5 protein-coding genes are annotated in these 13,262 nt (G+C 57.6%); all 5 read right to left on the bottom strand.

Annotation, left to right across the window (positions count from 1 at the left end; all coding sequences use genetic code 11):
• Positions 1–254: 254 nt before the first annotated feature.
• The 5 genes from AWM70_RS20795 to AWM70_RS20775 all read right to left on the bottom strand — a co-directional run bounded on the left by AWM70_RS20795 (position 255) and on the right by AWM70_RS20775 (position 13,258).
• Positions 255–2,990, bottom strand: coding sequence for an alpha-mannosidase (locus AWM70_RS20795; protein WP_068699657.1), 2,736 nt, complete (start codon positions 2,988–2,990; stop codon positions 255–257).
• Positions 2,991–3,143: 153 nt separating this feature from the next.
• Positions 3,144–6,314, bottom strand: coding sequence for an alpha-amylase family protein (locus tag AWM70_RS20790; protein WP_068699655.1), 3,171 nt, complete (start codon positions 6,312–6,314; stop codon positions 3,144–3,146).
• Positions 6,311–7,630 (bottom strand): glycoside hydrolase family 125 protein, encoded by a 1,320-nt coding sequence (locus AWM70_RS20785; protein WP_068699652.1) that lies wholly within the window; start codon positions 7,628–7,630, stop codon positions 6,311–6,313. Before AWM70_RS20785 ends, AWM70_RS20790 begins: the two co-directional genes overlap by 4 nt.
• 184 nt (positions 7,631–7,814) lie before the next feature.
• The gene (locus AWM70_RS20780; protein WP_068699650.1) at positions 7,815–10,955 is read right to left on the bottom strand and encodes an alpha-mannosidase; all 3,141 of its coding nucleotides are present in this window, start codon (positions 10,953–10,955) and stop codon (positions 7,815–7,817) included.
• Complete coding sequence (locus AWM70_RS20775) at positions 10,955–13,258, bottom strand: glycoside hydrolase family 3 N-terminal domain-containing protein (protein WP_068699648.1); 2,304 nt, start codon at positions 13,256–13,258, stop codon at positions 10,955–10,957. Before AWM70_RS20775 ends, AWM70_RS20780 begins: the two co-directional genes overlap by 1 nt.
• Positions 13,259–13,262 lie beyond the last annotated feature (4 nt).

Below are 13,262 nucleotides of genomic sequence, written 5' to 3'. Positions count from 1 at the left end.
GAGAAAAAAGAGGCCGACAAGAAACAAGACCACGTATCCAAGCCAAATCATGACCGAACCATTAGCCGCCTCATCCCACAGCCCTCCAGCTTGAGCGAAAATATGGAATATTATCGGATAGGGACTTAGAGGAATTTACGAAGTAGAGATTCCCTAGGAAAGAATTCGACAAAAAAATAACCAGCCGCCAGTAGATATCTGGCGGCTGGTCACTTATGGTTAAAAGCTGTTATAACTTCAGCTTCTCATCCTATTTATTTGCTAACTCCTACCGTCACAATCTCGCAAGGACCAACCGGAAGGGTCAGGCTGCCGTCGTTCGCAGGCTGGAGCGCTTCACCCTGCTCCTCCAGGATGTTGCTCTTGTAATAGGAGCCGTTCACTGGCTTGAAGGCAAAAGACAATTCCGCACTGCTGCTGTCCATGTTGTACCAGCGGAACATCAGGTCGCCGGATTCCTCGCTCACTTTGAGGGAAGAGAAAGCCAGCTCTTGGCCGTTCCACGCCAGAGGCGCATAGTCAGGCGTTACGCTGCCTGCGTGTACGCCGGTTTGGGCTGCCGTCCAAGGTATCTGGAACTGGTACGCTTCGGCATAGGCCCCGGAACGAATGCCGTCACCGTTGTGCGGAATGACTTCCATGTGAACGGTGTGCTCACCCAGGCACTGCGCTTCCGGCGTTGGGAACAGGCCCCAGTCGCCAAGCTCGCCCGTAGCGCGAAGCAGCGTTACGGCAATCGTGTTGCGGCCGTCGCGCAGAACCTCGTATTCGTTAAGTCCCAGGTTGGCAACAGTCAAACCGGCACCCGTTTCGCTGACATCCACAAACGCCTGCTGATGCTGCGTATTGCTTGGGTTCTCCCATTCCTCGGCCGGAACAGTGTCACGTTTGGCGATCTCAAACATGGAATCGACGTTGTGAACCGCAGCCTGCAGATCCGTTGGGAACAAAGCCCGCAGACGGTGATCCTTAGCCTGGTTGTTAAAGGAAGTTTCGATCGAAACGCCTTTTCCGTTTTTGCTCAAGGAAACAATTGTACGGATCGTAAAAGGAATCAGCTCTTTGGAGCGCTGCGCCTTACGGTTCGGATACCAGATGAGCTCGCGCTGTTCTTGGTCCAGCTTCTCATCCGCCGACGCCGGGATCTCCCAATGATGCACGATTTCTACGGAAGCGCGGTAAGGCGTATCCTCGATCACGTTAATGTCGGCTTTCAAGCCGCGCGTGGTCAGCGCTTCTTCGCCGTCCGGCTGGCGGAACATGTATTCGTTGCCGATGTCGCCGACATTCTCGTAAATGCCGAGATCGCGGTACACGCGGCCGGTTTGTTTGTCAGTCAAAGTGAAGGAGCCGTTGTCCGCAATCTCCACTTTAAGTTTGCCGTTCTCCAGCGTGCGGCTGCCCGCAAGCAGAGAAGTTTTGGCAGATGCGGATGCAGATGCCGCTGCGGAGCTGCGTACCCAGGCAAAGGTTTTAAGCCCGAGCGCAGGCACGTTAGCCGCTTCGAACGTAAGCCGCACGCGGCGGCAGCTGTAAGGCTGACGGAATTTGTCGTCCGGCAGGTCGTAGCCGAACAGCAGGCCCAGGTCTTCCACCGTGCAAGGAATCACGTTGCCTTCGGCGTCCACCAGCACTCGGCCGGACAAATCGACGCTGCTCATGCGGCGGGTGGTTTCTTCGAGGCCAAGATTTTCACGGAAGTAAAGACGGGCTGCATCCACCTCAACGGAGATGACGCCGCTGCGGTCCCAGCCGGAGGTGTTGAACGCTACCAAAGGTACCGGATCTTCGCCGTATTTGCTGAACACAGTCGTGTCGACCGCATCCGCAATCGTCTGTTTGCTGTCGTCGATAATCGTTTCGGTTACGTGACGGCTTTTGTCGAAGCGGGTCACCATTTCGCGGTGCACTTCATCAACGCTGCAGCCGCAGATGCTGTCGTGCGGGTGGTTTTGCATCAGCGTTTTCCAGGCATAAGTAAACGTATGATGCGGGTAAGGTTTACCCAGCAGGTCGGCCAGGGAGGCCAGCGGCTCGGCGACTTTTTCCAGCAGGGCTTGGCCCTTCTGATTCATTTGTTTCAGGTAAATCCGCGCAGACGCGGTATTAACGAGTGTTCCCCAGCCGTCGGTGCGCTGGCTGCGCAGCTCGCCTCTAACGCTGGAAAGCTCGCGGTCAACTGCTTGTTCTACAGCGTCGATGTAATCCGGGAAGTTGGAGTGGATGAACTCCACCTCCGGGTACAGCTTTTTCGCGGTTTCGATCGCTTCAGGCAGGTCCAGCTGCACTGGCTGGTGGTCAACGCCGTTCATGAACAGCAGCTCGCCGGTGGAGGCGTATTTCTCCGCGTCGGCCAGCTTGCGCTCCCAGTAAGCTTTCGCTTCCTGCTCGTCCACCGGTACCTCGTTGCCGTTGGAATACCAGTTCGCGAACAAAATGCCGAGCACCTTGGAGCCGTCCGGCCCTTCCCAGATCAGCTCGGAGAACGAAGACTCGTAGCCGCTGTCCGAAACCATGTTGTTGAAGCCAGTCGGCTTCACGCCGCGGCCAAAAAATACGTTGTTAATGCCGGACTGCTTCATCAGCTGCGGCGTTTGGCCTGTCAGGCCGAACGTATCCGGATAGTAGCCGACTTTAGCTGGTACGCCGTAACGTTTGGCGTCGTGGTGGCCCACCTGCATATTCCGGACATTCGCTTCGCTGCTGGTCAGGAAGGCGTCCTGCAAAATGTACCAAGGGCCGATGATGATCCGGCCGTCCTTGATATGTTTCTCCAGACGTTCGCGCTGCTCCGGACGAACCTGCAGATAATCCTCCAGGATGATGGTTTGGCCATCCATGTAAAAGCTTTTAAACTCGGTACCCGCGTCCAGTTTGTCCAGCAGGGAATCCACCAGGCTGATCAGCCGCATGTGGTGTTTCTCATAAGGTAAATACCATTCCCGGTCCCAGTGCGTATGGGAAATGATATGGGCTTTTTTCTTGCTCATAACTGCTCCTCCTCTATAGCAAAACTTCCAAAGCTGCTTGTTCCTATACTAACCCAACCGGTTCAGGGAACCAATTATAAGATTCCGACATAAGGGCCGCCCGGATGTCGCAGAATCCTAAGCGGCCGTGATTGTACGCCTTCGCTCGCGGGCTTAGGCCTCCGTCCGGATTTCAACTTCATCCGGGCGGTAAACGGCTGTAATCCGGCCTTCAACGTCGGTTGCAAACAATACGCTGCGGTCGCTCTCCAGCGTAAAGCTGTAGATCTTGCCAGTCGCCGCGTCTTTGATCTTCACGTCGGCGTCCCAGCCGAACTCGGAGACAAAGACGAACAGGCCGCCGCCTGCAAACGTAAGCTTGCGTCCATACACGCCCGGCAGATCGCCGGCGGACAGCCATTCCATGTCCGGCTTCACTTCCGCTGCCGCAACGGCATAGCGGTACAGCTCAGCGATTGGTTCATCCCGTCCGTTCAGCTCCAGCGGCAGCGGGCTCCAGATCAGACGGCCCTTGCCGAGCGGCAAGTCGACTACGCGGTCCACACGTTTGCTGGCGGCTTCGGTGGCATCGATGGCTGCGGCGGAAGCGGCCGCGGAGCTTTCCTTCGCCACTTCAGCAATGCGGCGGTGTCCGTAGGAGACCGGCAGCATTTTGCCGCCAAGGCCCAGCATTTCCTCGCGGCGGACGTTGCCAAGCACGCGTTCGCCCAGCAGGGCGTCGGCGCGGTCTGTCGGACGCCAGTAAGCGTCCAGGCCCAGCGGCCCCGTGACGAGAAGCGTGGCGCCCGAGCCGCGGACGATGTCCAGCAGGCGTTCCAGCGCCGCGCTGTCCAGGTTATGCGCGCTTGGCAGCAGGATCAGCTTCGGCGGATTAGCGGCGAGGTCGTCCAGATGGTATTCGGACGCCCCGCGGCTCGCCAGCTTCAAATCATAAGTCAAAATCCGGATCGTACGGGTCGTCGATTCAAACGCCAGCTTCCGGTTGGAGAAGTCGTTCGAATACGGGAAGACCACCGCAATCTCCTCAAGCTCGCGGTCCGTGAACAAATCGCGGGCTGCGGCGATAAACCGTCCGAAGTCGTAAGAAACGTCGGCTTCCGGCTTCTCCGTTCCATCCGCACGCAGGGCGCCGATGTGGGATTCATTGGCGTTATCCATATAGAAGTTGGTGTTCCAGATCCAATGAATCGCGCCTGCTCCGCCTGTCGAGAAAGCATAAGCATATTTGCGCTCCAGAATGTTCCGCAGCTCTGCTTCAGACCGTTTGGCTCGGCCGTCCGGCGTCTCCACGTACATGATGCCGGTCTCCTGGATCAGGTTCGGTTTGTTTGGCGTCTTCGCGAACACGCCGTCCCAAACCAGATAATCGTTCAGCCACCAGGAGTGAACAGTCGTATAGTCCACCGCTTCCTCATAGAAAAACGGCGACGGACGCTGCGCGCCAAGCGCTTCGTCCTGCCCTACGACCACCAGATGATCCGGACACAGGTCTTTAATAGTCGCCACAAGCTGCTTGGCCCAGACATTGTGCATCTCCATGGAGAAGAGGCAGTAATCCAGCCAGCGTGTTCCCTTCTTGGCCCGGTGCATATCCTGCACGTCGAAGTTGATCTCCTCCGGCTCCGGAATCGTAACAGAAGCGAAGTCCGGCAGCTGCTTCGGTGACATGTTCCAGGCCGCCTGCAGGTCTTCGATCCGGCCGTGGCGCTGCTCCAGCCATTTCACGAAAGCTTCGCGCTCAAACGGATCACGCGCGGAACGCGGGCCGTCCGAGAAGATGCGCGGCGGATCAAACATCGACGGTTCGTTGATCAAATCCCAATCCACATGCGTCGTTGCCGTATGGCGGCTGACGATGGCGCGGATAAACCGCTTTTGCGCTTCCACGCTTTGCGGATCGAGGTAAGGGTTCACCCCTTCCCACGTTTCCGGCGTGAAGGAGAAGAAGGTAAACGTCACTTGGAGGCCGTGGCGCTTCGCCGTCAGGAAGAAGGCGTCGATCGCCCGCAGCACTTCCTCCGACACATGGCCGTCTACCTGCATGATATTGCGGTAAGCCGTCCAGACGCCGGTGCGGATCCAGTTGATGCCGGCTTTCGCCATTTGGGCCATATCGCGGTCCCAAACGTCAACGTTCGGCAGGAACAGGAATTTCCGGGCTACGTCCGAGGTCATATAAGTCATGCCGACAACCGGCAGCGGCCGGCCGTCCTTCACAAAATAATCGCGGCTGCGCGTAATCGGCGTGCCTTCGGCCAGCAGAGCGTCGTCGCGGCCCCAGAAGCCCTGGCGCAGCACACGCACTTCGCCATCCGGCCCTTCGGCGCGCAGTTCCGCATGGTACAAGCCGGCGCGAATCGTCAGCGGCACCGGCAGGCGCACAAAATTCTGCTCGCCGGTCACCGGAGCCTTAAAGCCGTGGCTCCAGCCTTCTGCCTCTGCGCTGCCTTCAGCTCCGCCTTCCGGCCGTACGCTCAGTTCGAAGCTCCACAGCTCCGGCGCTGCCTTGCGTTCATTGCCGCGCTGCAAAATTTGCGTCTGCAGCGTCAGCGTAACCGGCTCGCCCGGCGCATAGGAAGCATAATTCGGCTTCAGGCTCAGCTCGGTTACACCTTTGGCGCAGAACGCCGCCCAGCTGATCAGTTTGCCGGCTCCGCCCTGTTCCCAGAAGGAGGCGGTCAGCGGCAGGCCGATAAACATCCAGCGCGAGCCCGCGAAAGTAACCCGCGAGTTCTCCCATAAAATGACCGGAGCGGCAACTTCGCGGCCTTCCGCGCTGATCCCTTTGAGCAGCGGATAAATCTGCGTGCTCATCGGGCCTGCCGAGCCCATTTGCTCCGGCAGGTCGCTGCTGCGCGTCGTATGCGGAACCAGGTTCCAGCTGTCCGCCGCTTCAAACAGGGACTCGGACCCTGCCAGCACGGGCACCGTGTCTAAAGCTTGCAAAGCTGTGATCTTAGAGCCGTCCACCGGCAGCGCCTCATGAATGTACAGCTCCTGATGGTAAGCCGTTTGCGGCTGTTCGGCTGCCCACTGCCCCTGCTCCCTGCGGACAGCCTGCTTAAACGGCGCGCCGCCCGCGTTGATCAGGCTTCCGCCTCTGTGCAGGAAAGCTGCGATCTCCGTCCAGGCCGCTTTCGGGAAATACGGCGCATGCAGGTTCACGAAACATCCGTTATCCAATCCGCGCAGCGCTTCAGCCAAACCTTCGGCCGTAACCGTCCGCACGCCCTCAAAATCGTCAAAAGCTCCCTGAGCCGGCAGAGAGCCGGCTGCAGGAAACTCTGCATCAAACAAAATGACGATGTTCCGGCTTATGCTCATAGCAAACCGTCCTTCATCGCTTTATAGACAAGCTGGGAGAACAGGCTGTTCGACCAGGCAAACCACTTTCTCGTAAAAATCGTTGGATCGTCCGCATGGAAACCTTCATGCATAAAGCCGGTGTCCGCGTCGGTCGCTTCCAGCATCGCGATCATTTCCAGCTTTTCTTCCGCTGTTTGCGCCGTAATGCCCTGCATGGAAAGCGCCATATGCCAGATATAATCTTCCGGCGTATGCGGGCTGCCGATCCCTTTGGCCACTTTGCCTTCGTAATAGAACGGATTCTCTTTGCTCAGCGCAAATCGTCTTGTATTTTGATAGATCGGATCGTCCGCCGTTGTATAACCCAGGTAAGGAATCGACATCAGGCCCGGTGTGCCGGCGTCGTCCATCAGGCAGTAGTTGCCGAAACCGTCGGTCTCGTAAGCGTAAATCGGACCGAATTCCGGATGGCGGTAAATGCCGTACAGCTGGATGCCGTGATTAACTTCGATTTCCAGCTCTTTAAGCTCAGCCAGCAAATCCATGTCGCGGAATACCCACTCGGCAAATTCCTGCATTTGGCGCAGAGCCACAACGGCAAACATGTTACCCGGTACATTATAGTGGAAATCGCAGGCATCATCGCTGGAACGGAAACCGGACCAGATCATCCCCGTGTAGTTAACCGGCATGCCAAGGCCATTATTGCGCAGGGAATCGGTCAAAATGCCGTTGTTGCGCGTAAAGCGGTACGGGGATTTCTCAAAGTGGTGCTGCTCGGTTTTGAACAGATCGACAATCGTACGGATCGCTTTCTTGAAGTTCGCGTCAAAAATATCCGTCAGCTCGGTTTCTTTCCAATACTGGTAAGCCAGGCGGACCACAAAACACAGCGAGTCGATTTCGAATTTGCGCTCCCAAACCCATGGGGACATGTCCGTCACGTCCGTCGTGTTCCAGTGCCAGTCGTTGGCCGATTCGTTAAACGCATTTGCGTAAGGGTCGATCAGGACGTAATTCACATGGCGTTTGATCAGGCCGCTGATAATGCGCTGCAGGTCTTTGTCCTCTTTGGCAAAAGGCACATAATGAATGACCTGCTCGACCGAGTCGCGCAGCCAGGAAGCCGGGATATCGCCTGTGATAACGAAAGTGGTGCCGTCTTCCATCAATTTTGTAGTCGTTTCAAGCGTGTTCGGAAAACAGTTCTTAAACAGTTGAAGCAGCTTGGGCCGGTGGGCCAGCTTCTCTTCCGCTTCGCGGATCACTTCCTGGATGGCCTGCGGCAGCTCCAGCTTGGGCATCGGGATTTTAGGCAGTCTGAATTGTTCCAAGTGAAATACGCTCCTTTGCTTTTGAAAAAGTTGTAAAAATGAGGGAAGGACCGGCCTTCGCCGGCCTCCTCCGTTTCTGGGCATGCTTATTTCATAGCTAATCTTGCGGCTTAAGCTTAACCTTTATCTTGCTCTCTATTTCCTTGCACGATTTACAGTCGATTCTAATGCTCTATGGTTCGTGTTATTTCAGCAGCACGGTTTTGATTTCGTAAGGGGCAAACGAAAGCGAAATTTTCCCGTCTTCCGTTGGCAGCTCTTCCACCTGCTCTTCCAGTGCGTTGGACAGGTAAGCCTTCCTGCTGCCGGAAGCCGGCGGCCCTTGCACACTGACCTGTTCGCGTCCGCCGGAGGATTCGTAGAACCGCAGGATCGTGCCGTTTCCGTCTTCCGCCGCTTTGACCGTATCCAGCACCACATGGGTGCTTTCGAAAGCAATCAGCGATCCGGCAGAAGGACGGGAACCAGCTTTACCGGCTTCAAGCTGAAGCACAGGCATGTCCAGGTTCAGCTCGGCGGCATGGCGGACGATATGGCTGGTGCGCCAGTCGCCCTCATGCGGAAGCAGCGAATACGTGAAGTCGTGCTCCCCAAGGTCGGCCTGGACATCCGGCCATTTCGGCGCGCGCAGCAGCGACAAACGAATCGTGCTGCCCTGCACGTCATAACCATATTTGCAGTCGTTCAGCAGGGACACGCCGTAGCCGAATTCAGAAACATCGACGAAGCGGTGTCCGCAAACCTCGTATTGCGCCTGCTCCCAGCTTGTATTCCGGTGCGTTACGCGTTCGAGCGATCCGAACGGAATTTCGTAGGTTGCTTTTTCGGTCAGCACGTCTACCGGGAAACCAACCTTCAGCAGCTTGTGCGCTTCGTTCCAGCTCACATGGGTTTTGAAGTCGATCCGGCGGTTCTGATGGTAAAAGATGACGTCCTGCGTAATCTCGGAATTTCCAATTCTCCAGCGGAACCGGAGCACGTCTTTCGTTTGCCCCGCCAGGACGAGGCGTTTCTCCAGCAGCTCGGCTTCGCCGGCCCGCTGCTTCTCGTAGCGGGTGTCGATATCCCAGGCGTCCCAAAGCGTCGGACGGTCATGGAAGAAATGGAAGCGGTTGGCCGCTTCGCCCGGCTTGACGATTTCACGCCCGGCCTGTTTGTCGAACAGGCTTATGATTTCACCGCGTCCGTTAAAGCGTACGGAGTAGAAATCCGTCTCCCAAGTATCGTTCAGCTCGGAAGGACGTGCGGTTTGGGCCCGTCCGGCTGCAGCTGTCTGAGCCGATGCCGGATTGGCAGCCTTCACCCAGAAGGTTTTGTAGCCGAAGGCCGGCACGTCCGGAACGTAGACGGTCAAGCCGCCTTCGTCGCGGTCGGCCACCAGCGGCTGGCCGGATTCGTCGCAAACGGCATAGCCGGACGCGCCGGTGGCGGCTTCCAGCTCTGCAAGCTCAACGCGAACCGCCGCACTGCGACTCCAGCCAAAGCTGTTGAACACGGCGTAAGGCGTGCCTTCGGCCTGCTTGGACGTGTCGATGCCGGAAGCGAGGGCCGTAAGGCCTTCCTGCAGACCGGCTTGTCCTTTTTCAAACACTTCCACATATTCTTTATCCGAGGTTTCGTAGCTTTCGGTAATCGCCGAACCCGGGATAATGTCATGGAACTGGTTCAGCAAAATCAGCTTCCAGCCTTCATGCAGGCTGTTTAAAGCCTGCTCACGGGCAGCGGCCTGCTGCGCCGGGCGGGCCAGCTCGTTCCACAGCTCCGCTTCGCGGTACAGCACCTCGGCTTTGCGGTTGCTGCGTTTGTTGCGGGCGTGGGTCGTGTACGTGCCGCGGTGCAGCTCCAGATACAAATCGCCGTGCCAGGCCGGCAGCTCCGGATTCGCCGCGCTGATGCCTTCAAAGAATTCCTTGGCCGTGCTGTAGCGGCTGGCTGGCTGGCCGACCATCAGCTTGGAGCGGTCCAAGTATTCCAGCATCTCGCGAGTGACCCCGCCGCCTCCGTCGCCGTGTCCGTAGAGCAGCATCTGCTCGTTGTGGACGGCTTTTTCCCGGTAGGATTGCCAGTGGTCGCGAATATCCTTCGGCGTTGTATGTTCGTTAACCCCATGATTCAAGTAGGAGAGCATAGGCGTGCCGTCGATGCCGACCCAATGGAACAGGTCGTAAGGGAACACGTTGGTATCGTTCCAGCCCAGCTTTGTGGTCATGAAATAATCCACTTTGCCATGCTTCAGAATTTGCGGCAGGGACGCGCAGTAGCCGAAGGTATCCGGCAGCCACTCGATGTTCGACGTTTGGCCGAACTCCTGCTGGTAGAAACGCTGGCCGTACAGCATCTGCCGGATCAGCGATTCGCCGCTCGGCAGGTTGAGGTCGGGTTCGACCCACATGCCGCCAACCAGCTCCCAGCGCCCTTCCGCAATCCGTTTCTTAACCCGTTCGAACAGCTCGGGATCGTTCTCTTTCAGGAAGGCGAACAGCAGCGGCTGGCTTTGGGAATACCGGTATTCCGGATATTCGTCCATCAGCCGGTCCACGGTCGAGAAGGTGCGGCTCGTCTTGCGGACCGTCTCGCGCACCGGCCACAGCCAGGCGATGTCGATATGCGACTGTCCGACCATATGCTCAAGACCTTCGGCATTGCCGCCTATCTCTTGAACCTCCTGCTTCAGCTTCTCTTCTATTTCAGCAACCGCAGCGCCTTCGCGCACGGCTGATTCATCCAAATTCACAAACCGGTCCATCGCCCGGTACAACGCCTCTTTCAGGCGGACGCCGCGGAAATCGTCTGCGGACAGCAGGACAAGGGAATCGCGGACCACCGTGGCGGTATACATCAAGCTCCGCACAGCCTGGTTAGGCCGTACAAGCAGGCTTGTGACCGAGGTAATCGGCGGCTGAATAACGGCCTGCCGGTTCAGCGGGTCCACGGGCTCGGGCACCGGATCAAACAGCTCGATCTCCAGCTCGGGAGCTTCACCCACTTTAGCGGGATCAAGCGTCACATAAGTGTGATTGCGGTCCAGTCCCTGGAAAGACGCGCCGTTAACGCGGAGCAGTCCTTCCCCTCCGGAAGCAAACACAAGGCCGTAAGGCTCCTTCCGCCATTCGGCCGGAACCTCCAGCGTTGTTCTGAAGAAATAGGTTGTACCCTGCTTGCTCGGGAAAAAGTCTAGTCCTTCTCCTTCCGGATAAGGCGCAAAGTTCTCATATTCCCCCGGCAGCTTGTAATACGATTTCGTAATGCTCCAGCTGCGAAGCTCCTGTTGCTCCAGCCACTGGCGGTCTGCCAGCTCGCGGATAAAACGTCTGATGCGTTCCATTATTCAGCCTCCCGAACGGTTAACTCGCAGCTAACCGTGTCATTTACGTGTCTTCCGACATGGATGCGGAATTGTCCAGGTTCAACCTCCGGCTTCAGATTGCGGCCGATATACTGCAGCTGCTCTACCCCGATCTCAAAGCTCACCGTCTTGGTTTCGCCGGGCTCCAGAGCCACTTTGGCAAAACCTTTCAGTTCCATGAAAGGACGGCTGACGGCGCTGACGGCATCGGAGATGTACAGCTGCACGACTTCCGAACCGGCCATGCCTCCCGTATTGGTCACATCCACGGTGACAAGCGCGGATTCTTCCACCGTCATGGAGGTCCGGCTGATTCGCAGGTTGTCATAAGCAAAGGTAGTGTAGCTCAGTCCGTATCCGAACGGGTAACGCGGTTTGGAGTCCTCCTCCAGGTACCGTTTGCCGCGGGAACGTTTACCGTTGTAATAAACCGGCAGCTGGCCCACATGCTTCGGAATGGAGATCGTCAGACGACCGGACGGGTTGACATCGCCGAACAAAATGCGGGCAATCGCGTGTCCGCCCTCCTGTCCAGGATACCAGGCCTCCAGTATGGCGTCGGCATGCTCGTCTACCCAAGGCTCGGCAATCGGTCGGCCGTTGATGTAGACGACGATCAGCCGTTTGCCGAGCTTGCGGATCTCCTGCATGAGCTCCAGCTGGACACCTGCCAGGCCAAGAGTCATGCGGTCGATGCCTTCGCCGCACTCCATATCGTTCCAGGAGTCGTCCGTCACTTTGGACGCCCCGGTCTTCAGGTCGATGGTGCCTTCACCAAAGTCGCGGGCGCTTGAGCCGCCCATGACCAGAATGACCGTTTCTGCTTCTTCGGCACAGGCCAAAGCGGTCTCAAAGCCTTCTCTGGAATCGCCTTTAATCCGGCATCCCGGCGCATATAACACGTGTCTATTTTCATTCTGCAATCTGGCCTGAATTCCTTTTAAAACGGTAGCAACTTTTTCGGAAGGCTGCGGCGAGGTGTAATCGCCGAGCTGGTTATAACCTTGATCGGCGTTGGGTCCGATCACAGCAATTTTGCCGCTGCCGGGGGCAAGCGGCAAAGTTTGATTTTCATTTTTCAAAAGAATAATGCCTTCCTCCGCCAGCCGCTGTGCCAAAGCTTTATGCTCTGCACTGCCGATCACCCGCTCGGCCCGCTGCGGATCGGCGTAAGGTTTCTCGAACAAACCTAATTTGAATTTAAGAGTAAGCACACGAAGCACGGCGCGGTCCAGCACTTCTTCCGCCAGCTTGCCTTCGCGGGCCGCCTGAAGCAGATAGCTGCCGAACATGGCGCCGGACATTTCCATGTCGATGCCCGCTTCAATCGCCTGAACGGATGCGTCCAAGCCGTCCTCAGCCACGTCATGGCCCGCAGCCAGCATGTCGATGGCGCCGCAGTCGGTGATAACCATGCCGTCAAACCCCCACTGCTTGCGAAGCACGCCGTCAAGCAGCTCTGTATTAACTGTGCACGGCACCCCGTCGATTTCGTTGTAAGCCGGCATGATGGATGCAGCTCCGGCCTCCACCGCCTTCTTGAACGGGTATAAGTCCACCTCAAGCAGCTCGCGCCAGCCCATGTGAACCGGACCGGCATTGCGTCCGCCCTCCGAGCTGCCGTAGCCGACGAAATGCTTCAGCGTCGCAGCCACGCTGCTGTCGCTGGCAAGGCTTTCGCCCTGCAGCCCCTGCACGGAGGCTGCCGCAAATTCGCCGATCAGGTAAGGATCTTCGGCGAAACATTCCTCCGTCCGGCCCCAGCGGGGGTCACGGACGACGTCGAGCACCGGCGAATAAGTGACCGCGCCGCCTTGGGCGCGGGTCTCCGCCGCCACCGCCCGGCACATTTCGCGGTACAAATCCACGTTCCAGGTGCTGCCGAGCAGCAGCGGAACCGGGAACACGGTCCCGTCGATGGCCATATGCCCGTGCGAGCATTCCTCCCCGATCAGGATCGGAATCCCGAGCCGGGAGTTCTCAACAGCATAACGCTGAATCTGATTGACGGCTTCGGCTCCCTCTTTGGCCGACAAGCCGCTCTCCAGCGTAACGCCGGTCCATGGGTCGGCGCGCAGTACCCCGTACAGGGAGCCGACTCCGCCATTTCGGACCTGCTCTTTAAAATCTTCGGTGAGTGTAATCGTGCCGCCGTTGTTCTCATAGGTCTGCCAGCCAAAAGGCTGGACAAGCTGGCCAACCTTTTCTTCCACGTTCATCAGGCTTAGCAGATGCTCCGCCCGCTCTGCAGCGGGCAAAGCAGCGTCTTTATATTTCAGCATGCGT

Source organism: Paenibacillus yonginensis, from assembly GCF_001685395.1.
GTDB lineage: Bacteria > Bacillota > Bacilli > Paenibacillales > Paenibacillaceae > Fontibacillus > Fontibacillus yonginensis.
Note: the sequence above shows the minus strand (reverse complement) of the source record. Positions and strands in the feature narration are given on the sequence as shown.